The following is a 22,795-nucleotide window of genomic DNA, read 5'->3' on the forward strand; positions in this document are numbered from 1 at the left end:
AAATACTTCGTGATCGCCGCCGTCAGCGTCGTCTTGCCGTGGTCAACGTGACCGATGGTCCCGATGTTCACGTGCGGTTTCGTCCGTTCGAATTTTGCCTTTGCCATGATGGCCTCCTGTCTCTGGTCGGTGCGCGTATATGCGCCCTACGGGTGGGTAGGGTGCGCCGTCACGGCGCACCGAAAACTCATGCGTACTTCTTCTGGATCTCGTCCGAGATGTTCTGCGGCACGGCCTCGTAATGGTCGAACTGCATCGTGAACACCGCGCGGCCCGAGGACATCGAGCGCAGGTTATTGATGTAGCCGAACATGTTGGCGAGCGGCACGAAGGCGTTGATCACGTTGGCGTTGCCGCGCGTGTCCTGGCCCTGCACCATGCCCCGGCGCGAGGTGAGGTCGCCGATGATGCCGCCGGTGTATTCTTCCGGAGTCACCACTTCGACCTTCATGATCGGCTCGAGGAGCTTCGCGCCGGCCTTCTTAAGGCCTTCGCGCATCGCCGCGCGGGACGCGATTTCGAACGCGAGCACCGAGGAGTCGACGTCATGGAAGGCACCGTCGATCAGCGCCACCTTGAAGTCGATGACCGGGAAGCCGGCGAGCGGACCGGAGTCCATGACCGACTTGATGCCCTTTTCGACGCCCGGAATGTATTCCTTCGGAACCGCACCGCCGACGATCTTGGCTTCGAACGAGTAGCCCACACCCGGCTCGACCGGGGTGATCACCAGCTTGACGCGGGCGAACTGACCGGTACCGCCGGTCTGCTTCTTGTGGGTGTAGTCGATCTCGGCTTCGCGCGAGATGGTCTCGCGGTAGGCCACCTGCGGCGCACCGATGTTCGCCTCGACCTTGAACTCGCGCTTCATCCGGTCGACGAGGATGTCGAGGTGAAGTTCGCCCATGCCCTTCATGATCGTCTGGCCGGATTCGAGATCCGTCTCGACGCGGAAGGACGGGTCTTCGGCCGCAAGGCGGGCGAGAGCGATGCCCATCTTCTCCTGGTCGGCCTTCGACTTCGGCTCAACGGCGATCTCGATCACCGGCTGCGGGAAGGTCATGGTTTCGAGGACCACCTGGTTCGACGGATCGCAGAGCGTGTCGCCCGTGGTGGTTTCCTTGAGGCCGGCAAGCGCGATGATGTCGCCGGCGAAGGCTTCGTCGATTTCCTCGCGGTTGATGGCGTGCATCATCATCATCCGGCCAACGCGCTCGCGGCGCTCCTTGGTCGAGTTGATCATCTGGTCACCCTTCTTGAGGGTGCCCGAGTAGATCCGGGTGAAGGTGAGCGAGCCGACGAACGGGTCGTTCATGATCTTGAACGCCAGCGCCGCGAAGGGCTGCGCGTCATCGGCCGAACGGGCGATGTCGCGGGTTTCGGTCTCGTCGCCCGGCTTGAAGCCCATGTAGGCCGGCACGTCGAGCGGCGAGGGCAGGAAGTCGATGACCGCGTTGAGGAGCGGCTGGACGCCCTTGTTCTTGAAGGCCGAACCGGCGGTGACCGGAACGAAGGCCATCGAGAGGCAGCCCTTGCGGATCAGCTTGCGAAGGGTCGCCTCGTCGGGCTCGTTGCCCTCCAGGTAAGCTTCCATCGCGTCGTCGTCCTGCTCGACGGCGAGTTCGACGAGCTTGCCGCGCCATTCGTCGGCGAGGTCGGCGAGTTCTTCGCGGATCGGCTGACGCTTCCACGACGCGCCGAGGTCTTCACCCTGCCAGACCCACTCTTCCATCTTGATCAGGTCGACGATGCCCTCGAGCTTGTCCTCGGCACCGATCGGCAGCGCGATCGGGGCCGGGGTCGCGCCGGTGCGGTCCTTGATCATCTTCACGCAGTTGAAGAAGTCGGCGCCGATCTTGTCCATCTTGTTGACGAACACGATCCGCGGAACCTTGTAGCGGTCGGCCTGACGCCACACCGTTTCGGTCTGCGGCTCGACGCCGGCGTTGGCGTCGAGAAGGCAGACGGCACCGTCGAGAACCGCGAGCGAACGCTCGACTTCAATGGTGAAGTCGACGTGGCCCGGGGTGTCGATGATGTTGAAACGGAACTTGGTGTCCGAGGTGCCCTCGGCGGTCGGGTCTTCCTGGCGCTGCCAGAACGTGGTGGTCGCAGCCGAGGTGATCGTGATGCCACGCTCCTGCTCCTGCTCCATCCAGTCCATGGTCGCGGCGCCGTCGTGGACTTCGCCGATCTTGTGGGACTTGCCGGTGTAGTAGAGGATCCGCTCGGTCGTCGTGGTCTTGCCCGCGTCGATATGGGCCATGATCCCGAAGTTGCGGTATCGCTGCAGCGGATAGTCGCGTGCCATCTGTCTTGCCTTCCTTCGGAGTTACCAGCGGTAATGGCTGAACGCTTTGTTCGCGTCGGCCATCTTGTGGGTGTCTTCGCGCTTCTTCACCGCGGTGCCACGACCGTTGACGGCGTCGGTCAGCTCGCCGGCCAGACGCTCTTCCATCGTGTTCTCGTTGCGGTTCTTCGCGGCGGTGATGAGCCAGCGGATCGCCAGTGCCTCGCGGCGCTCCGGGCGAACCTCGACTGGCACCTGGTAGGTCGCACCGCCGACGCGGCGCGAACGCACTTCGAGCGACGGCTTCACGTTGTCGAGGGCTTCGTGGAAGCACTCGACCGGCGAACGCTTCAGCTTGCCCTCAACCCGCTCCAGCGCGTTGTAGACGATGCGCTCGGCGACGGACTTCTTGCCGTCGACCATCAGGTTGTTCATGAATTTGGTCAGAACCCGATCGCCATACTTGGCATCGGGCAGAACTTCGCGCTTTTCGGCGGCGTGACGACGAGACATCTGGTGATCTCCTTATTTCGGACGCTTCGCGCCGTATTTCGAACGACGCTGGCGACGATCTTTGACACCCTGGGTATCGAGGACACCGCGCAGGATGTGGTAGCGGACGCCCGGAAGGTCTTTCACCCGGCCGCCACGGATCAGGACAACCGAGTGCTCCTGAAGGTTGTGCTTCTCGCCGGGGATGTAGCTGATCACCTCGAAGCCGTTGGTCAGACGGACCTTGGCCACCTTACGCATAGCCGAGTTCGGCTTCTTCGGCGTGGTGGTGTAGACGCGGGTGCAGACCCCGCGCTTCTGCGGGCAGGATTCCAGGTGCTGGGACTTGGACTTCTGCGGCTTGGCTTCCCGGGGCTTCCGGATCAGCTGTTGAATCGTCGGCATTAACTCTCGCCTTTGTTTGCAGCCCGATCAACAATCGCCCGTCAGCGACGTTTCCGGGGGCTTTTCGTTCATGTCGTGCCCTGCGCGTCCGCAAAACAACAAAACCGCATTCGTCCCCTTCGCGGGGGCGACGCGGTGGAATTCCAGAGGATCGGAGCTCTTAAGGCCCGGATCATGACCACTTCAGTTCTGATACAGGTCCACGCGCAATACACCCGTGGCCAAGTGGGCGCCGTATAGGGGGAGTCGCGGGGCTTGTCAACAAGGGCCTCAGCCCCTGCCCTCCGCCAGCAGGAGCCGGTGCAACACGAGCGCGAGCGCGAGGACGAGGAGCACCGCGAAGACCGTGTCGGAGAGGAAGTGGCGCCCGGTCGTCACGCGAAGGACGAGCCCGATCGCCGGGAAGATCACCCCCGCCGCGGCATAGAGGCGAAACCCCCATCCCGGCACCAGCCGCCGCACGGCCGGGGCGAGGACGAGGAAGGTTAGCGCCAGCGCGGTCGCGGCCGAGCCCTCGCCTGAGACGAAGGAACAGTTCGACATGCATTGGTCGGCCGGTAGCCAGGGCGGCGTGAAGCTCGCCGTGCCGCCGAACTCGGCGATGTCGGCGGGCCGCGCCCGGCCCCAGTGTTGCTTCAGGCCTGCGTTGACCATGAGGATCGGCCCGAGCAGGTAAAGCAGGAAGACGAAGCCGGCTGCCCGCGCGCCAAAGCCCGGCAGCGGCCGGCGGACCGCAGCGAGCACCAAGGCCCCTGCGGACAGGAGAACCGCGCCGATCGAGAGATTCCAGATGAAGTCGCGCAGGCCCTCGACGAGCGGATCGCCCGACATCGGGAAGCCAGCGCCGGGCGCATGGAACAGCGCCGAGACCTCAAGGTCGAGCTCCGGCCAGAGCGCGAATATACAGATCGTCACCAAGGTCGCGACAAGGAGCAGACGCGCGGCGCGGATATGGTCAATGCCCCGCATTAATGCACTCTGCTGGAACCAGGTAGGCGGTGAGTTGGCGGTGGAAATGGGCGCCGCCCGTGGTGTCGATCTCTGCGAACCTTTCCGCCGCCTCGCCGCCGCAGACGGGAGGGTCGACCGTTACGAAGAGCACCTCGCCCGCGTCGTCGGCCAGCGGAAAGTTCTGTTCATAATAGCTGGCCGGGCGCCCGTCGGGCTGCGGCGTCCGGAAGACAAGCCCACTCCCGGCGCCGGTATGAAAGAGGTCGGCGATCATGTCGCGGTTGTCGATCACCACCGTCTCCGCGCCCGCGTCCTTGGCCGCGGCGATGATCTGGCGGCTGAGATCGGCGCGGCCGACATAGCGCGCGGCGAGCGGCCGGCCCTGCCATTCGGGCGCGGGCGCGATGACTGTCAGGACCGGCAAGAGCACCGCGACCGCGCCATTCACCGCAAGCGAGACGGCAAGGAGCCGCGGCGCGGATTTCAGAAGCAACGGCACCGCGATCAGCGTACCGGCGAAATAGGCCGCGACGGCCCAATTCGCCTGCGCGCCCATCAGCAGCGCCTGAACACTGACGATCACGAGGGCCGGCAGAGAGAAAGCGGCGAGACCCCGGACAGTTGCAGAGCCTGGCCGGGCATAACCCCAGAGGAGCGCGCCGAACAGGATCGGTCCGAAAACGCCGAACTGCGCGAGCAGGAACTCGGCCAGCCCGCCCGGATTGAGGCTCGCGAGCCAGGACTCTTCGCGCACCCAGCCCACATTGTCCATCGTATGCTCGACCGTGGTCAGGTCATGGCCAAGGTTCCAGGCGACATTGGGCAGGATCGCCACCGCGAAGGCCGCCAACATCGCCAGCCAGCTTCGGGCCGGAAGCCGCGCGGCCGGCACGATAGTGGCAATCGCCGCACCAAGCAGGAAATAGACCGCCGCGTACTTCGCGAGGAAGGCAAGCCCGGCGGCGAACCCGGCAAGTGCCGCGAACCGCGCCCGGCCGGTCTCTGCCGCGCGGAGGTGAAAGTAGAGTGCCGCCGCGAAGAACGGCGCCATGATCGTGTCGGTAGAGATCAGGAGACTGCCGAGAGCCACCATCGGCAGCGTCGCGTAGCTGACCGCCACCCAGACCGCCGCGCGCGCCGAGAAGAGCCGCGCCGCCACTGCGCCAAGTATGAGCGCGGTCGCGCCGTGAAACAGCGAGGCCGGCAACCGGATCCAGAACGGCGCGTCGCTGCCGGCGAGCTCGGTCGCGGCGCGGATCACCCAGGCAATCAGCGGCGGCTTCGAATAGTAGCCGAAATCGAGTCGCTGCCCCCAGAGCCAGTACTGGCTCTCGTCGACGAAGAGATCCGTCCGGTTGAACCAGAGCGCGACGATCCTCGCCAGTGTCAGCGCCCCGACGACGAGCGCCGCGCGTGGCAGCCAGCCTTCGCGCTCAGGCATCGCCCCGTCCTTCGCGGTGGATGAGCCAGAGATTGCGCGCATAGATGAAGACGCCGAGCGACTGGCCAAGAACGAAGACCGGATCCTTGCGGTAGATCGCATAGGCGAGCAGGATCACGCCGCCCGCCATCGAGAAGTACCAGAAGGCGAGCGGAACGACGGACTTCCGCGCCCGCTCCGAGGCGATCCACTGCACGAGAAAGCGGCCGGTGAACATGAGCTGGCCAAAAAGCCCGAAGGTGACCCACCAGAACTCGGTCCAGCTCTCGACATGGAGAACCGCGAAAAGCTTGTCCATGCGCTCAGCCCCGCCTCGTCCCGGCCTCGGTCGGCCGCGACTTCTTGCGCCGCCGCAGGAGCCACATGACGCCGAAAAGGTCCACCGCGCCGACGAGTCCGCGCTGGAGGTTGTTGTATTTCGAACGCCCGCCGCCGCGCGGCCGGTGGCTGACATCGACATGCGCGACCTGCCAGCCGTCGCGTGAGAAGAGCGCCGGCAGGTAGCGGTGCATGTGATTGAAGAACGGCAGACGCAGGAACGCGTCGCGGCGAAAGCCCTTGAGGCCGCAGCCGGTGTCGCGGGTGCCGTCCTGCAGCGCCCAGGACCGGATCGTGTTGGCAAAGCGCGAGGCGAGCTTCTTCGACATCGTGTCCTGCCGCCCGACCCGTTGGCCCGCGACGATGCCGATCGCCTCGGAACCCGAAGCGAGAAGCGGTGCGAAGAGCTTCGGCAATTCTTCCGGCGGATTCTGGCCATCGCCGTCGAGCGTGCAGACAATGCCGCCCCTCGCGGCCAGGACGCCACTGTGGACGGCGGCACTCTGGCCGCCCGAGACGTCGTGGCGGATGAGCCGCAGGTGCGGGTGGCTTTCCATGCGAGCGAACACGACGCTGGCGGTGTCGTCGTCGGAACCGTCATCAACCACGATCACCTCGTGGTCGACATGCGGCGCACAGGCCGCGTCGATCGCGTCGAGCAGGCCGGTGATGTTCTCCGCCTCGTTCTTCGCGGGGATGACGATGGAAACAGTGACCATGGATAGCCCGGATCTCGCCCTTCGAAGGATGCGCCGTACCTCGCGCGTGGTACTGCACGCAACCCCGTTTGTAAATGCGGGCGCCCGGCCGCAGCCCTAGCGCAGACGAAGCGGCGCCTTTTCGGGCGTGGCGACCCGGCGCCCGAGCCGACGCTCGCGATGGAACGTGTAGAGCCCGGTCGCCACGACGATCGCCGCCCCCGCCAGCGTGAGCATGTCGGGCAGGTGCCCGAAGACGAGCCAACCGAGCGCGATCGCGAAGACGAGCGCGGTGTAGCGAAACGGCGCGACGAGGCCGATCTCGCCAACACGCATCGCCATGACGATGAAGAGATAGCCCACGATCAGGAAGCTCGCCGCGGCGAGGATGAGCCCCGCAAGGCGAAGATCGAGCGGCGCCCAGCCCGCTGTCGGAACGAGCGCGGCCCCGGCCAGCGTCACGGCAGTGGCGGCATAGAAGGCGACGGTGACCGAGGGTATCGCGCCCGACAGCCTGCGCGTCGCGAGGTCGCGCAGGACGACGCAGGCAACCGAGGCGAGCCCGAGAACCGACCAGATATCGAACCCGTCGGTGCCCGGCCGCACGATCAGCACGACACCGACGAAGCCGGCGGCGATTGCCGACATGCGCCGCCAGCCGACCGGTTCGGCAAGAAAGAGCGCCGCGCCGAGTGTCACCGCGAGCGGCAGCGCCTGCATGATCGACGAGAGGTTGGCGAGCGGCATGTGCCGAAGCGCCGCGAGGAACGTGAGGGTCGCGGCGACCTCGGCCACCGAGCGAAGGCCGAGCCGCCGCGCATCCAGCGCATCTAGCCGCAACTGCATACGGCCCATGCGCCAGCCGATCAAGGCGAGCGCAGCCATCGCCATCAGCCCTCGCAAGAGTATCGCCTGGGGCAGTGGCAGCTCGGCGGTCACCAACTTCATGCAGCTGTCGTTGACGGTGAAGGCCGCCATCGCGACCGTCATGTAGAGCGCGCCGCTAAGATTGTCCCGATCCTGCATCTTGGGCCCGAGGCTCAGCCCGAAACCGGCGCGGCCGCGGCCGCGAGCGCGGCAGCGAAGCGGTCGAAGTCGATGCCGAAGCGACGGGCGGTCCAGTCGCCCGCCTCGTCCGGCGAAATCGCGTCGGAGAGGTTTCGCGCGGGAAAGCTGCTGTCGTTGCAGTCGTGAAAGCCGCGCACAAACATCATGCGGTCGTTGAGGCTGAGGCCCGGCATGTGCCGGAAAAGCAGGTGGTGGGGATAGTCGAGGACCGATTTCTCGTGCCCGGGCGGCATGTAGACCGTGAGCGCGGGGGTCCAGAGCGGCGCGCTCATGAAATGCAGCGAGGCTTTGCCATCGCCCACCGCGAGCACGAACCCCCGGCAATAGTCGATGGAGACCAGGCCCTGGGCCTCGTAGAGCGGCCGCGCGAAGGTCCGGAAATCGCGGCGGATCCGGCGGACATAGTCGACCGCGATCGCGTCGTCGTCATCGAGCCGGAACTGCGCGACGACATCGGCCGCGGGATCGGCGCGGGTGCGCAGAACCGGGCGGCAGGCATCGCGGTGGACATGCGGCGGGACGAAGACCAGCTCGATCTGGGGAATGCCCGAGGTCAGTTCCTGAAGCCGGGTGCGCCAGGGTTCGGGGAAATCCGATCCGGTGACGACGGCCAGAGTGAAGTCGGGGTCGGTCTGCGCCCGGATCGAGGGCAGGAACACATGCTCGAACCAGAGCATCCGGCTTGCGAGCCGCGCCGGATCGTAAAGGACCCGGCGGCGCGCCTCGAGATCCTCGGGCATTCGCTGGAAACCGCCCTGAACGAGAAGCGAGAACCGGCACACGCCAAGGACCTGGATTCTCACGGCATTTCCTTCCGGCTTGGGCCTTCGTTCGGCCGTGCGGCGGCCGCGGACAGGATGTGAGCCGCCCCGCGCCTTGTCAATCTTGCGAAAAAGGCCCCCCGCTTGCGGCGGGGGGCCTTGTCATGTCACGCGGTCCGCGGTCTCAGCTGTCGCGGCTCTCGAACGTGTCGACCAGACCGCTGTCGGCTTCGACCTCGATCACGTCGTCGAGCACTTCCTCGGCTGGCGCGGCGAGTTGGGCGGCCTGCTCGGCCTCGGCCCGGCGCTGGTCGATCACCTTCTGGTCGCGGTCCTGCGCGATGCGGCGAACGCGCATCGTCGCCCCGCCGGTTCCCGCCGGGATCAGGCGGCCGACGATGACGTTCTCCTTCAGCCCGACGAGCTTGTCGCGCTTGCCCATGACCGAGGCTTCGGTAAGGACCCGCGTCGTCTCCTGGAACGAGGCCGCCGAGATGAACGACCGGGTCTGGAGCGAGGCCTTGGTGATGCCGAGAAGAACCGGCTCGCCCGAGGCGGGACGTCCGCCACGCGCCGCAACCTTGTCGTTCTCCTCGTCGAACTCCGGCTTGTCGATGTGCTCGCCCTTGAGAAGGGTAGTGTCGCCAGAGTCCAGGATCTCGATCTTCTGCAGCATCTGGCGAACGATCACCTCGATGTGCTTGTCGTTGATCTTCACGCCCTGGAGCCGGTAGACGTCCTGCACCTCGTCGATGAGGTAGTCGGCCAGAGCCTCGATCCCCATGATGCGCAGGATGTCATGCGGCGCCGGGTTGCCGTCCATGATGTAGTCGCCCTTCTGGACATGATCACCTTCCTGGACCGGAATGTGCTTGCCCTTCGGCACCATGTACTCGACCGGCTGCAAGGACTCGTCGACCGGCTCGATGGTGATCCGGCGCTTGTTCTTGTAGTCCTTGCCGAAGCGGACATAGCCCTCGATCTCGGCGATGATGGCGTGGTCCTTCGGACGGCGCGCTTCGAAGAGTTCGGCCACGCGGGGAAGACCCCCGGTGATGTCCTTCGTTTTCGCACCTTCGCGCGGGATACGCGCCACGACGTCACCGGCCTTGATGTCCTGGCCGTCCTCGATCGACAGAATCGCGTCGACCGACATCGGGTAGGACACCGGGTTGCCGGCATCGTTGCGCACCGGTTCGCCGGTCGCCGGATCCATGACGATGATCTCCGGCTTCAGATCGCTGCCCTTCGGCGCCGTGCGCCAGTCGGTCACGATCTTCTGGGTCATGCCGGTCGCTTCGTCGGTATCGTCGCGCACCGAGATGCCCGAGACGAGGTCGACGAACTTCGCCACACCGGCCTTCTCGGCGATGATCGGCAGGGTATAGGGGTCCCACTCGAAGAGCTTGGCGCCACGCTTGACGGTCTGGCCGTCCTTGACGTGGATCTTGGCGCCGTAGCTCAGCTTGTAGCTTGCCCGTTCCTGGCCGTTCTCGTCGATGATCGCGATCTGCATGGAGCGGCCCATGACGATCATCTCGCCCGAAGCGTTCTCCAGGAGCATCGGGTTGCGGAACTCGACCTTGCCCTCCTGGCTGGCTTCCTGGAACGACTGCTGGCCGCCTTGCGCGATGCCGCCGATGTGGAAGGTCCGCATAGTCAGCTGCGTGCCCGGCTCACCGATCGACTGGGCGGCGATGATACCGACCGCCTCGCCGATGTTGACGAGCGTGCCACGCGCGAGGTCACGGCCATAACAGGCCGCGCAGATGCCGTCGTCGGCCTCGCAGGTCAGCGCCGAGCGGATGCGGACGGACGCCACGCCCGCGGCCTCGACCACGTCGGCCTTGCGTTCGTCGATCAGCTCGCCCTTACGGACGAGGATCTCGTCCGAACCCGGCACCAGAACGTCGTCGGCCGAGGTCCGGCCGAGGATGCGCTCGCTGAGCGGCGAGACGACCTCGCCGTCATTGACCGCGGCCGAGGCCGTGATCGCCCGGTCGGTGCCGCAATCCGGCAGCCGCACGATGCAATCCTGCGCCACGTCGACGAGACGGCGGGTCAGGTAGCCCGAGTTCGCGGTCTTGAGCGCGGTGTCGGCCAGACCCTTGCGGGCGCCGTGGGTCGAGTTGAAGTACTCGAGCACGGTGAGGCCTTCCTTGAAGTTCGAGATGATCGGCGTCTCGATGATCTCGCCCGACGGCTTGGCCATCAGGCCGCGCATACCGCCAAGTTGCTTCATCTGCGCGGGCGAGCCCCGCGCACCGGAGTGCGACATCATGTAGACGCTGTTCGGCTCTTTCTCGGCGCCGGCATCGTCTTTGCGCACGGCAGAGATTTCGCCCATCATCGCTGCCGCGACGGCGTCGGAGCATTTCGACCAGGCATCGACGACCTTGTTGTACTTCTCACCCTGGGTGATCAGGCCGTCCATGTACTGCTGTTCGAATTCCTTCACCTGGTCGCGGACCTCGTTGACGATGGTCCACTTGGTTTCCGGAATGACCATGTCGTCCTTGCCGAACGAGATGCCGGCCTTGAACGCCTCACGGAAGCCGAGCCCCATGATCTGGTCACAGAAGATGACCGACTCCTTCTGGCCGCAGTAGCGGTAGACGGTGTCGATGACGTTCTGCACGTCCTTCTTCCGCAAGAGCCGGTTCACGAGCTCGAACGGCGCCTTGGCGTTCTTCGGCAGGAGCGCGCCGAGCCGAACCCGACCCGGGGTCGTCTCGAAACGCTTCAGAACCTCGTTGCCTTCCTCGTCGATCTGCAGGATCCGCGCAGTGATCTTGGAATGCATGTGCACCGCACCGGCGTCGAGCGCGTGCTGCACCTCGTCCACCGACGAGAACACCATGCCTTCGCCCTGCATCCCCTCGCGCATCATCGAGACGTAGTAGAGGCCGAGAACCATGTCCTGCGACGGAACGATGATCGGCGCGCCGTTGGCGGGCGACAGAACGTTGTTCGTCGACATCATCAGGACGCGGGCCTCAAGCTGGGCTTCCAGCGAGAGCGGAACGTGCACAGCCATCTGGTCGCCGTCGAAGTCGGCGTTGAAGGCCGAACAGACGAGCGGATGAAGCTGGATCGCCTTGCCCTCGATCAGCACCGGCTCGAAAGCCTGGATGCCGAGGCGGTGCAGCGTCGGCGCGCGGTTCAGGAGAACCGGATGCTCGCGGATCACCTCGTCGAGGATGTCCCAGACCTCGGGACGCTCTTTCTCGACAAGCTTCTTCGCCTGCTTGACGGTCGACGACAGGCCCTTGGCCTCAAGCCGCGAGTAGATGAACGGCTTGAAGAGTTCGAGCGCCATCTTCTTCGGCAGGCCGCACTGGTGCAGCTTCAGTTCCGGGCCGGTCACGATGACCGAACGGCCCGAGAAGTCCACGCGCTTGCCGAGGAGGTTCTGGCGGAAGCGGCCCTGCTTGCCCTTGAGCATGTCCGACAGCGACTTCAGCGGGCGCTTGTTGGCGCCGGTGATGACGCGGCCGCGGCGGCCGTTGTCGAACAGAGCGTCGACCGATTCCTGCAGCATCCGCTTTTCGTTGCGGACGATGATGTCGGGTGCCCTGAGCTCGATCAGCCGCTTGAGGCGGTTGTTCCGGTTGATGACCCGGCGATAGAGGTCGTTGAGGTCCGAGGTCGCGAACCGGCCGCCATCGAGCGGCACCAAGGGGCGCAGTTCCGGCGGGATGACCGGAACGACGGTCAGCACCATCCACTCCGGACGATTGCCGGATTCGATGAAGTTCTCGACGATCTTAAGCCGCTTGATGATCTTCTTCGGCTTCAGCTCCCCGGTCGCCTCCTTCAGCTCCTCGCGGAGCTGCTCGGCCGTCGCCTCGAGGTCGATCGCGGCCAGCATCTCGCGGATTGCTTCCGCACCGATATTGGCGGTGAACGCATCCGCGCCGTACTGGTCCTGCGCGTCGAGATATTCCTCTTCGGTCAGGAGCTGGCCGTAGGAAAGGTCCGTGAGGCCCGGCTCGATGACGACGTAGTTCTCGAAGTAGAGAATGCGCTCGAGGTCACGCAGCGTCATGTCGAGCATGAGGCCGATGCGGGAGGGCAGCGACTTCAGGAACCAGATGTGGGCGACGGGCGCGGCAAGCTCGATATGGCCCATCCGCTCGCGGCGCACCTTCTGGAGCGTCACCTCGACACCGCATTTCTCGCAGACGACGCCGCGATACTTCATGCGCTTGTACTTGCCGCAAAGGCATTCGTAGTCCTTGATCGGCCCGAAGATACGGGCGCAGAACAGACCGTCGCGTTCCGGCTTGAACGTGCGGTAGTTGATCGTCTCGGGCTTCTTGATCTCGCCGTAGGACCAGCTGAGGATACGCTCGGGCGAAGCGAGCGAGATCTTGATCTCGTCGAACTGCTTCGGCGCAGCCAGCGGGTTGAACGGGTTGGTAGAGAGTTCCTGGTTCATCTTGCGTCCTTCAGATCAGGGGATGGGAAAGCGAGGGCGGGACCGCCCTCACTCATCCTCCGCATCCAGGAGTTCCATGTTGAGGCCGAGGCCCCGCACTTCCTTTACAAGGACGTTGAACGATTCCGGCACGCCGGCCTCGAAATTGTCCTCGCCCTTGACGATGCTCTCGTAGACCTTGGTCCGGCCCGCCACGTCGTCCGACTTGACGGTGAGCATCTCCTGCAGGGTGTAGGCCGCGCCGTAGGCTTCCAGCGCCCAGACCTCCATCTCCCCGAAACGCTGGCCGCCGAACTGGGCCTTGCCGCCCAGGGGCTGCTGCGTGACGAGGCTGTAAGGCCCGGTCGAGCGCGCGTGGATCTTGTCGTCGACAAGGTGGTGAAGCTTGAGCAGATACTTCACGCCCACGGTGACCTTCCGCGCGAACTTCTCGCCCGTCCGGCCGTCGAAGAGATCCGACTGCCCCGACGTGTCGAAGCCGGCACGGCTCAGCGCGTCGTTGACATCCGCCTCCTTGGCGCCGTCGAAGACGGGCGTCGCGATCGGCACGCCCTTCTTCACCACGTCGGCGGACTCTATCAGACGATCCTCGTCCATGCCGGCGAAGGCTTCGTCGTAGACATCGTCGCCATAGCCGATCCGCAGCGCGTCGCGCACGGGGGTCATGTCGCCGGTCCGGCGGTAGTCCTGAAGCGCGTCGTCGATCTTCAGACCGAGCCCGCGCGCGGCCCAGCCCATGTGGGTCTCGAGGATCTGACCGACGTTCATCCGCGACGGCACGCCGAGCGGGTTCAGCACCATGTCGACCGGGGTGCCGTCGGCGAGGAACGGCATGTCCTCCATCGGCACCACCTTCGACACGACGCCCTTGTTGCCGTGACGGCCAGCCATCTTGTCGCCCGGCTGCAGCTTGCGCTTCACCGCGACGAATACCTTGACCATCTTCATCACGCCCGGCGGCAGGTCGTCGCCCCGGCGGACCTTCTCGACCTTGTCCTCGAAGCGGTGCTCGAGAGCGCGCTTCTGCGCCTCGAACTGGGCATTGAGCGCCTCGACGTTCTGCGCGTCCTGCTCCTCGCCGAGGGCGAGTTGCCACCACTGGCCGCGCGAGAGCGTGCCGAGCAGGTCCTCGTCGATCACGGCGTTCGGCTTGATGCCCTTCGGCCCCTTCACCGCGGTCTTGCCGAGGATCATGGACTTCAGGCGCGCATAGATGTTGCGCTCGAGGATCGCCTGTTCGTCGTCGCGGTCACGCGCCAGACGCTCGACTTCCTCGCGCTCGATCTGCAGCGCGCGCTCGTCCTTGTCGACGCCGTGGCGGTTGAAGACCCGAACCTCGACGACCGTGCCGAAGTCGCCCGGCGGCAGCCGGAGCGAGGTGTCGCGCACGTCCGAGGCCTTCTCGCCGAAGATGGCGCGGAGAAGCTTCTCTTCCGGCGTCATCGGGCTTTCACCCTTGGGCGTGATCTTGCCCACGAGGATGTCGCCCGGCCCGACTTCGGCGCCGATGTAGACGATGCCCGCCTCGTCGAGGTTGCGCAGCGCCTCCTCGCCGACGTTCGGGATGTCGCGGGTGATTTCCTCAGGCCCGAGCTTGGTGTCGCGGGCGGCGACTTCGTATTCCTCGATATGGATCGAGGTGAAGACGTCGTCCTTGACGATCCGCTCGGAGATGAGGATCGAGTCCTCGTAGTTGTAGCCGTTCCACGGCATGAAGGCGACGATGACGTTCTTGCCGAGCGCCAGTTCCCCCATATCCGTCGACGGGCCGTCGGCGATGACCTCGTTCTTCGTGACCTTGTCGCCGACCTTCACCAGAGGCTTCTGGTTGATACAGGTGTTCTGGTTCGAGCGCTGGAACTTCCGGAGCCGGTAGATGTCGACACCGGCATCGCCGATCTCGAGATCCTCGGTCGCGCGGATAACGATCCGGGTGGCGTCCACCTGGTCGATGATCCCACCGCGCCGCGCCATGATCGCCGCGCCGGAGTCCTCGGCCACGACCGATTCAATGCCGGTGCCGACGAAAGGCGCATCCGCCTGCAGGAGCGGCACCGCCTGACGCTGCATGTTCGAGCCCATCAGCGCGCGGTTCGCGTCGTCGTTCTCGAGGAACGGGATCAGCGAGGCCGCGACCGAAACGAGCTGCTTCGGCGAAACGTCGATCAGGTCGATCACGTCGGGCGGGTTCAGCATGAATTCGCCCGACTGGCGGGTCGAGACGAGGTCGTTCTTGAAGCGGCCCTGCTCGTCGAGCTGCGCGTTCGCCTGGGCGACCGTGTGGCGCATCTCCTCGGTGGCGGACATGTACTGGACTTCGTCCGTCACCTGACCTTCCACGACCTTGCGGTAGGGGGTCTCGATGAAGCCGTACTTGTTGACCCGCGCGAAGGTCGCGAGCGAGTTGATCAGACCGATGTTCGGGCCTTCCGGCGTCTCGATCGGGCACATCCGGCCGTAATGGGTCGGGTGCACGTCGCGCACCTCGAAGCCCGCGCGCTCGCGGGTCAGACCGCCCGGCCCGAGGGCCGAGAGGCGCCGCTTGTGCGTGACTTCCGAAAGCGGGTTGGTCTGGTCCATGAACTGCGAGAGCTGCGAGGAACCGAAGAACTCGCGCACCGCGGCGGCGGCGGGCTTGGCGTTGATCAGGTCCTGCGGCATGACCGTGTCGATCTCGACCGAGGACATGCGCTCCTTGATCGCGCGTTCCATGCGCAGGAGGCCGACGCGGTACTGGTTCTCCATCAGCTCGCCGACCGAGCGCACCCGGCGGTTGCCGAGGTGGTCGATGTCGTCGATCTCGCCCTTGCCGTCGCGCAGTTCCACCAGCGCCTTGATGCAGGCGATGATGTCTTCGCGGCGCAGCGTCCGGTGCGTGTCGGGCGCGTCGAGGTCGAGGCGCATGTTCATCTTCACGCGGCCGACGGCCGAGAGGTCGTAGCGCTCCGAATCGAAGAACAGCGTGTCGAAGAGCGCGGAGGCCGCCTCGACGGTGGGCGGCTCGCCCGGGCGCATGACGCGGTAGATGTCCATGAGCGCGCCATCGCGGCCCATGTTCTTGTCCGCCGCCATGGTGTTGCGGATGTAGGCGCCGACGTTGACGTTGTCGATGTCGAGCACCGGGATCGTGGTGACGCCGTTGTCGAGAAGCACCTTCAGCGTGCCGCCCGAGATCTCGCCGTCCTTGTCGATGGTCTGCGTGAGCTCGTCGCCGGCCTCGACATAGATCGCGCCGGTGTCCTCGTTGATGATGTCCTTGGCGACATAGCGGCCGAGGATATGGTCGAAGGGCACCAGAAGCTCGGTGACCTTGCCCTCGTCCTGCAGCTTCTTGACCATGCGCGGCGTGACCTTGTCGCCCGCCTTGCAGATCACTTCGCCCGTGGCCGCGTCCACGAGGTCATAGGTCGGGCGCGTGCCGCGCACGCGCTCGGGGAAGAACCTGGTCACCCAGCCCTTGTTCTTCTTCAGCTTGAACTCGACCGTGTTGTAATAGGCATCCATTATGCCTTCCTGGTCGAGACCGAGCGCATAGAGCAGCGTCGTCACCGGCAGCTTGCGGCGCCGGTCGATGCGCGAAAACACGATGTCCTTGGCGTCGAATTCGAAATCGAGCCAGGAGCCGCGATAGGGAATGATCCGGCAGGCGAAGAGAAGCTTGCCCGAGGAATGGGTCTTGCCCTTGTCATGGTCGAAGAAGACGCCGGGCGAGCGGTGCATCTGGCTGACGATGACCCGCTCGGTGCCGTTGACGATGAAGGTGCCGTTCGGCGTCATCAGGGGCATGTCGCCCATGTAGACGTCCTGCTCCTTGATGTCCTTGACGGACTTGGCGCCGGTATCCTCGTCGATATCGAACACGATCAGACGCAGTGTGACCTTCAGCGGCGCGGCATAGGTCATGTCGCGGCTCTGGCATTCCTCGACGTCGTACTTCGGCTTCTCGAGCTCGTATTTCACAAATTCCAGAATCGCGTTCTCGTTGAAGTCCTTGATCGGGAAGACCGACTGGAACACGCCCTGGATGCCCTCGCCGTCCGTGGCCTTCGGGCCGTCGCCGGACTTCAGGAACAGGTCGTAGGAGGATTTCTGAACCTCGATGAGGTTCGGCATTTCGAGGACTTCACGGATTTTGCCGAAGTATCTGCGGATACGCTTCTGGCCAACGTAGCTCTGAGCCATGCTCGTCGTCACCTTTCGTCTCTTCGCGGGGGCGTCCGTGTCGGGGTCACACGAGCGCGCCGCTTGCGAATAGGGGGTAGGTCCCATTCATGCCCCCCGTCCCACCGGGTGGCTCCCGAACCTTTACCGCGCCTTGGAAGGGGCATCTTTCGCGCCGCGGGGACCGATGCCCCTTCCAAGACAGGTTCGGCTGGGCCCGGAATTGCCCGGACCCAGCCAATCTCAGCGGTTGGAGCGCCGGAGCGCCCCGCCCGATTACTTGAGCTCGACCTTGGCGCCAGCCTCTTCGAGCTTCTTCTTGATCTCTTCGGCTTCGGCCTTCGCCGCGCCTTCCTTGACCTTGCCGCCGGCCTCGACGAGGTCCTTGGCTTCCTTCAGGCCGAGACCGGTGATCGCGCGCACTTCCTTGATCACGTTGATCTTCTGCGCGCCGGCGTCGGTGAGGACGACGTCGAACTCGGTCTTCTCTTCCGCGGCTTCGGCAGCAGCGCCAGCAGCCGGGCCAGCCATCATGACGGCGCCACCGGCAGCCGGCTCGATGCCGTATTCGTCCTTCAGGATGGTTTTCAGTTCCTGGGCCTGCAGGAGCGTGAGGTTCACGATCTCTTCGGCGAGTTTCTTCAGATCAGCCATTTCTCTGTTCCGTTCCTAGTTTGGTGTTCCAACGTCGGGCTTGGCCCCACGAAGGCACGAAGTTGCTCACGCGGCTTCCCGCTCTTCCAGAGTGGAAAGGATGCCCGCGATGTTCGAAGCAGGCGCGCCAATGGCCCCGGCGATGTTCGAAGCGGGAGCGCCGATGCAGCCGACGATGGAAGCGATGAGCTCCTCGCGCGACGGCATGGCGGCCACGGCTTTGACACCGGCCTGGTCCAGAGCCGTATCACCCATTGCGCCGCCAAGGATCGCGAACTTGTCGTTCTTCTTGGCATAGGCGTCCGCGACCTTCGCAGCTGCGACGGGGTCCTCGGAATAGGCGAGTACGGTCATGCCCGTGAGAAGCTGGCCGATGCTTGCGCAGGGCTTGCCTTCCAGGGCGATCTTGGCGAGCTTGTTCTTGGCAACGCGAACGGACCCACCCGCTTCACGCATGGATGCGCGCAGGTCCTGCATCTGAGCAACCGTCATGCCTTCGTAGTGGGCAACCACCACGACGCCAGAGCTTTCGAAGATCTGGCCGAGTTCCTCGACCATTTTCTCTTTCTGGGCTCTATCCACGGTTTCTCTCCAAGTATGGGGGTTTCCCCCCGGCTCTCTTATGCCCCCGATCGTCTGGGAGCGTTCGGGTCCGTGATGGTCCCGAGGCCTTGATCGCCCGAGGCTTGCCCCGGCTAATCTCGTCTCGTTCCCCATCTCAGGAAGGATTTATGGGGTCGCCCCCACCCTCCGTCTCGGACAGGACGGGGCGTTTCCGCCCCGCCATTCACCGGGCCTGAGCCCGGCAAATTCTTGTCGGGCTCAGTTGCCCGAAGCCGACGCGAGGTCGACCGACACGCCCGGCCCCATGGTCGAGGACAGCGACACCTTCTTGAGGTACGCGCCCTTCGCTCCCGAGGGCTTGGCCCGCGAGACCGCATCGACGAAAGCGCGGACGTTCTCGGCGAGCTTCGACTCGTCGAACGACACCTTGCCGACGCCCGCGTGGATCACGCCGGCCTTCTCGACCTTGAACTGGACTTCGCCGCCCTTCGCCGCTTCGACGGCCGCTTTCACGTCCATCGTCACGGTGCCGACCTTCGGGTTCGGCATCAGGTTGCGCGGGCCGAGGATCTTACCGAGACGGCCGACGACCGGCATCATGTCCGGCGTCGCGATGCAACGGTCGAACTCGATCTTGCCGGACTGGATCGTCTCCATCAGGTCTTCGGCGCCGACGATGTCCGCGCCGGCAGCCTTGGCCTCGTCGGCCTTCGGACCGCGGGCGAAGACCGCCACGCGCACCGTCTTGCCGGTGCCGTTCGGCAGGGTCACGACGCCGCGGACCATCTGGTCGGCGTGGCGCGGATCGACGCCGAGGTTCATCGCGATCTCGATCGTCTCGTCGAACTTGGCCGACGCGGCGCCCTTGATCAGCTTGACGGCATCCTCGACCGTGAGGTTCGACTTGCCTTCGAAGGCGGCGCGGGCCGCCGTGGTGCGTTTACCGATCTTGGCCATGACTTACCCCTTCACCTCGATGCCGATCGAACGGGCGGAGCCGAGGATGATCTGCATCGCAGCCTCGACGTCGTTCGCGCTCAGATCCTTCATCTTGGCTTCGGCGATCTCGCGCACCTGGGCCACGGTCACGAAGCCCGCGGTCTCGCGGCCCGGCTTCGTCGAGCCCTTCGGACGGTTGCGCTTGCCCACCGGCTTCAGGCCCGCGGCCTTCTTCAGGTAGTACGACGCCGGCGCCGTCTTGGTCTCGAACGAGAAGGACTTGTCGGCGTAGTAGGTGATGATGACCGGAACCGGGGAACCGGGCTCCATCTCCTGGGTCTTCGCGTTGAAGGCCTTGCAGAATTCCATGATGTTGATGCCGCGCTGACCCAGCGCCGGACCAACGGGGGGCGAGGGGTTGGCCTGCCCCGCCTTGATTTGCAGCTTGAGGCTGCCCATTACCTTCTTGGCCATCAGGCCTCTCCTTTGTCACTGTCACCCCGAGGGATGAAGTTTAGTGGTTCGGTCCTCCCGGGCGTGACCCGGGATCGCCTCCCACGGCTCACACGTCAGGCGACTTTCTGCACCTGCGTGAATTCCAGTTCGACCGGCGTCGGCCGGCCGAAGATCGAAACCGTCACCTTGAGGCGGTTCGAATCCTCGTCCACTTCCTCGACCATGCCCGAGAAGCCGTCGAACGGCCCGTCGGTGACCTTGACCTGCTCGCCGATCTCGAAGCGGATCAGGTTGCGCGGCGCGGCCTCACCCTCCTCGACGCGGTTAAGGATCTGGTTCACTTCCGAATCGCGCATCGGCATCGGCTTGCCCTGCGGACCGAGGAAACCGGTGACGCGGTTGATCGAGGTGATCAGGTGATAGCCGCGATCGGTCATCTCCATGTGCACGAGCACATAGCCCGGCATGAAGCGGCGCTCGGAGGTCACCTTCTTGCCGCGGCGGATCTCCAGCACCTCTTCGGTCGGCACGAGAACCTCGTCGATCTCGTCCTCAAGTCCCTTCTCGGCGACGGAATGCTTGATCTGTTCGGCGATCTTCTTCTCGAAATTCGAGAGAACGCTCACCGAATACCACCGCTTCGCCATCTGCCTCTGACCTCGCTCGACCGACGGCGCGCCGCCGGAAAATTCCGTAATTTCCGCAGGTTTCCCTGCATTTCCCCGAACAAAAAACAGCGCGCATACCGAATCGTTGCGCGCCGGTGCCGGGAAAGTGCGCCCCAGTTACAGACCTTCGCGCCGAATTTCAAGACCGAAGGGCCGGGGCGTTCAGCTTCAGCCGCCTAGCCCCAGGACCGCGGCCAGCCCGGTGCGGATCAGCACGTCGACCAGGAAGAAGAAGACCGAGGTCAAGGAAGCCATTACGAAGACCATGATCGTGGTCGTGACCACTTCCTTGCGGTTCGGCCAATGGACCTTGGCGGCCTCCGAGCGGACCTGTTGCATGAACTGTAACGGATTCGTCGCCATTCTCGCACATTCCCCTATCGTCGACGCCACGCAGATATGACGGCGCGCGCTGGGTTGCAACCCTGAAGCGGTCTCAGAAGTCGAGGCTGATGCGACGGATGATATTGACGCTGAGCCGGTACTGGTCGTCGTCGCCGAGCTGCGTGATCGGCGAATCGGCGGCATCGTTCAGCAGCCGGTTCCAGGTGGCGCGGCCTTCGATCCCCCATAGCTCGTTGAACTGGTAGGTCGATCTAAGTTCGATCCCGGCGCTCACAAGACCGCCGCTGGCGTCGTACACCGGCAACGTGCCGCCGGCAGCATTCGCCGGCGTGACCCCGAAATAGGCGCTGGAATAGGTGTCGTCGCCGAACCCAAGCCGCGGGCCGACCGAGACCGTCAGCGCGTCGGTCGGGCGCGTCACCCAGTCGGCGCCGAGCGTACCCACAAAGCCTTCATGGCCGTTGAAGCCATAGCGGATGTCACCGAATGCGCGGTAGTTCTGCATCTCGTAACCGACGCCGATTCCAAGCTCCAGAGTCCAGTCGACATCGTCGAGCCCAGCCAGTTCGGGGTAGTCGGAAACATCGCGCTTGCCGATGTAGCCGGCCGAGCCGTAAAGCCCGAAGCCCTCGCGATAACCGACCGAACCCAGCGAGCCCCAGGTGAAGCCGTTCGGGAACCGCACGAAATCGAAGCGGAAGGTGCCAGTGGCGCCGAAATTGTAATCGTCCCAGCCAGGAAAGGCCGGCGCGGCGCCCACGCCAAGGCCGAGCGTAACGACCAGATCCGGATTGGCGGCGTCGAGCGCGCCGCCGGCATCCAATACGCCGGCCGAAGCGTCCTGCGCAGAGGCCGCGCCGGACATGGCCAGCAAGGCAGCCGCTCCGGCGATCAGGTTCTTGGTGGCATTGGTCATGACCCGGACTCCAGACTTGCGATCCGACGGGCTCGACTGCCGCCAGGACCATAGTTCGTGTACGTAGGCGCAGCGGCTCTTTGCATGCATTCCCCCCCACACTATTCCAAGAACCCCGGCCTCTGCCAAGGGCTTATGATGCGGAAGGGCGATATCGCGGACGGCGAGGACGGTCTTTGTGCACTTTCCGGCGGCCGGCATCGGCGATCTTGCGCATTGCGTCAGGAACACGGCCTCACGCTGTGCGAATCCCCCCGCGCGGACGGCAATATCCGAATCGGCGGTGCGGTCGGCTGGACGTGTCTGAAAAAGGCCTGGCAGGGGCAGCAGGACTCGAACCCGCGACCCTCGGTTTTGGAGACCGATGCTCTACCAACTGAGCTATACCCCTAGGCCGAGCGGGTGTTTACGCGCGCCGCGACCGCTTGGCAAGATTGAAAAGCGCGTGACGCGCCATTCGTCGGACCGGAAACCCGCACGGAAAGGCCGCCCCGGAGGGCGGCCTCGCCGTGAGTGGTGGATTGTCTGCCCGTCAGTTCAGGATCGCACGAATATGTCCGCCCTTCTCGCCCTGGCGGTCGCCACCATAGATCACGGTCGCGAGCGCCGCTTCCTGCGTGGCCGTCAGGTTGGAGAGGTCGGCGCCGGGCACGATCTGGCGGACTTCGGCGCGGTCGAGATCGTTGAGGATCGAGGCTTCGGTCATCGCGAAGGCGGCCGGGGCAAAGGCGGCGATGGCAGCGGCGGTCAGGGCAAAGAGTTTCATATCGTGTCCTTTCTTTCCGTAATGGTCCAAGCGTGGAACGGTGCTGGTGCATCCGATGAAGCCAAGATGGGCACGTCCGGGATGGAAGGGAAATCACGCCTCGGTCGCGGCAGATCGCAAAAAAATGGGGTTGATGTGATCGGCGTTCGCTCCGTCGGGGCGGCAGGGGCGTGAATCTCCGACAATTGAGCAAACCGACGCTCACGCCGAGGCGAGGGCCGGAACCCTGCGTCGGCCCGGCGGCGGCGCGCAGGCCGTGTGTGCGCTACCGCACAGACACCCGGACGCGGATCGGGGCGTCAGAACGAGGAAAGGCGGCCACAAGGGCCGCCTTTCCCGCACTCCCGGAGGAGCGGTCTTACTTGATGATCTTCGAGACGACGCCGGCGCCGACGGTGCGGCCGCCCTCGCGGATGGCGAAGCGGAGCTTCTCTTCCATCGCGATCGGGGCGATCAGCTCG

Annotated in this window: 21 protein-coding genes and 1 tRNA gene; all 22 read right to left on the bottom strand. The window is 64.9% G+C overall.

The annotated features are described in order from the left end of the window. A partial coding sequence (locus R5H32_RS19465) for a GTP-binding protein (RefSeq protein WP_318339134.1) occupies nucleotides 1–107 on the bottom strand: 107 nt, incomplete at its 3' end. Between the two features lie 80 nt (nucleotides 108–187). Next, nucleotides 188–2,311, bottom strand: coding sequence for an elongation factor G (fusA, locus tag R5H32_RS19470; protein WP_318340338.1), 2,124 nt, complete (start codon nucleotides 2,309–2,311; stop codon nucleotides 188–190). 21 nt (nucleotides 2,312–2,332) lie between these two features. Next, nucleotides 2,333–2,803: a 30S ribosomal protein S7 gene (gene rpsG, locus R5H32_RS19475; RefSeq protein ID WP_263739251.1), complete on the bottom strand. Its 471-nt coding sequence runs from the start codon at nucleotides 2,801–2,803 to the stop codon at nucleotides 2,333–2,335. 12 nt (nucleotides 2,804–2,815) lie between these two features. Next, a complete protein-coding gene (rpsL, locus tag R5H32_RS19480; protein WP_263340580.1) occupies nucleotides 2,816–3,187 on the bottom strand; it encodes a 30S ribosomal protein S12 in 372 nt (123 codons plus the stop codon). Nucleotides 3,188–3,457: 270 nt separating this feature from the next. Continuing rightward, a complete protein-coding gene (locus R5H32_RS19485; protein WP_318340339.1) occupies nucleotides 3,458–4,156 on the bottom strand; it encodes a phosphatase PAP2 family protein in 699 nt (232 codons plus the stop codon). Continuing rightward, nucleotides 4,143–5,579, bottom strand: coding sequence for an ArnT family glycosyltransferase (locus R5H32_RS19490; protein ID WP_318340340.1), 1,437 nt, complete (start codon nucleotides 5,577–5,579; stop codon nucleotides 4,143–4,145). Before R5H32_RS19490 ends, R5H32_RS19485 begins: the two co-directional genes overlap by 14 nt. After that, a complete protein-coding gene (locus tag R5H32_RS19495; RefSeq protein WP_318340341.1) occupies nucleotides 5,572–5,877 on the bottom strand; it encodes a lipid-A-disaccharide synthase N-terminal domain-containing protein in 306 nt (101 codons plus the stop codon). The genes R5H32_RS19490 and R5H32_RS19495 overlap by 8 nt, the downstream gene beginning before the upstream one ends. Before the next feature lie 4 nt (nucleotides 5,878–5,881). Beyond that, nucleotides 5,882–6,616, bottom strand: coding sequence for a glycosyltransferase family 2 protein (locus R5H32_RS19500; RefSeq protein WP_318340342.1), 735 nt, complete (start codon nucleotides 6,614–6,616; stop codon nucleotides 5,882–5,884). Between the two features lie 96 nt (nucleotides 6,617–6,712). Beyond that, entirely contained in the window at nucleotides 6,713–7,621 is a 909-nt protein-coding gene (locus R5H32_RS19505; protein ID WP_318340343.1) for a DMT family transporter, read from the bottom strand. A 14-nt stretch (nucleotides 7,622–7,635) separates the two neighbouring features. Next, nucleotides 7,636–8,466, bottom strand: a complete 831-nt coding sequence (locus R5H32_RS19510; RefSeq protein WP_318340344.1) for a glycosyltransferase — start codon at nucleotides 8,464–8,466, stop codon at nucleotides 7,636–7,638. A gap of 142 nt (nucleotides 8,467–8,608) precedes the next feature. Then, nucleotides 8,609–12,865 (bottom strand): DNA-directed RNA polymerase subunit beta', encoded by a 4,257-nt coding sequence (gene rpoC, locus R5H32_RS19515; RefSeq protein ID WP_318340345.1) that lies wholly within the window; start codon nucleotides 12,863–12,865, stop codon nucleotides 8,609–8,611. Between the two features lie 48 nt (nucleotides 12,866–12,913). Then, on the bottom strand, nucleotides 12,914–17,047 hold the full coding sequence (gene rpoB, locus R5H32_RS19520; protein ID WP_318340346.1) for a DNA-directed RNA polymerase subunit beta: 4,134 nt from the start codon (nucleotides 17,045–17,047) through the stop codon (nucleotides 12,914–12,916). Between the two features lie 255 nt (nucleotides 17,048–17,302). Beyond that, on the bottom strand, nucleotides 17,303–17,680 hold the full coding sequence (gene rplL / locus R5H32_RS19525) for a 50S ribosomal protein L7/L12 (RefSeq protein WP_263340596.1): 378 nt from the start codon (nucleotides 17,678–17,680) through the stop codon (nucleotides 17,303–17,305). A gap of 66 nt (nucleotides 17,681–17,746) precedes the next feature. After that, on the bottom strand, nucleotides 17,747–18,262 hold the full coding sequence (gene rplJ, locus R5H32_RS19530; protein WP_318340347.1) for a 50S ribosomal protein L10: 516 nt from the start codon (nucleotides 18,260–18,262) through the stop codon (nucleotides 17,747–17,749). 240 nt (nucleotides 18,263–18,502) lie between these two features. Next, nucleotides 18,503–19,201, bottom strand: coding sequence for a 50S ribosomal protein L1 (gene rplA / locus R5H32_RS19535; RefSeq protein ID WP_318340348.1), 699 nt, complete (start codon nucleotides 19,199–19,201; stop codon nucleotides 18,503–18,505). Nucleotides 19,202–19,204: 3 nt separating this feature from the next. Then, nucleotides 19,205–19,657: a 50S ribosomal protein L11 gene (gene rplK / locus R5H32_RS19540; protein WP_318340349.1), complete on the bottom strand. Its 453-nt coding sequence runs from the start codon at nucleotides 19,655–19,657 to the stop codon at nucleotides 19,205–19,207. 95 nt (nucleotides 19,658–19,752) lie between these two features. Further along, nucleotides 19,753–20,286, bottom strand: coding sequence for a transcription termination/antitermination protein NusG (gene nusG, locus R5H32_RS19545; protein WP_318340350.1), 534 nt, complete (start codon nucleotides 20,284–20,286; stop codon nucleotides 19,753–19,755). Between the two features lie 189 nt (nucleotides 20,287–20,475). Beyond that, nucleotides 20,476–20,670 (bottom strand): preprotein translocase subunit SecE, encoded by a 195-nt coding sequence (gene secE / locus R5H32_RS19550; RefSeq protein ID WP_318340351.1) that lies wholly within the window; start codon nucleotides 20,668–20,670, stop codon nucleotides 20,476–20,478. Nucleotides 20,671–20,743: 73 nt separating this feature from the next. Continuing rightward, nucleotides 20,744–21,568: a MipA/OmpV family protein gene (locus tag R5H32_RS19555; RefSeq protein WP_318340352.1), complete on the bottom strand. Its 825-nt coding sequence runs from the start codon at nucleotides 21,566–21,568 to the stop codon at nucleotides 20,744–20,746. Nucleotides 21,569–21,883: 315 nt separating this feature from the next. Next, nucleotides 21,884–21,959: transfer RNA gene (locus R5H32_RS19560), tRNA-Trp, on the bottom strand. A gap of 141 nt (nucleotides 21,960–22,100) precedes the next feature. Next, nucleotides 22,101–22,334: a hypothetical protein gene (locus R5H32_RS19565; RefSeq protein ID WP_318340353.1), complete on the bottom strand. Its 234-nt coding sequence runs from the start codon at nucleotides 22,332–22,334 to the stop codon at nucleotides 22,101–22,103. Between the two features lie 358 nt (nucleotides 22,335–22,692). Continuing rightward, nucleotides 22,693–22,795 (bottom strand): hypothetical protein (locus tag R5H32_RS19570; protein WP_256481230.1); only part of this gene is annotated, 103 nt, incomplete at its 5' end.

Origin of the sequence: Defluviimonas sp. D31 (genome assembly GCF_033436765.1) — a bacterium.
Taxonomy (GTDB): domain Bacteria; phylum Pseudomonadota; class Alphaproteobacteria; order Rhodobacterales; family Rhodobacteraceae; genus Albidovulum.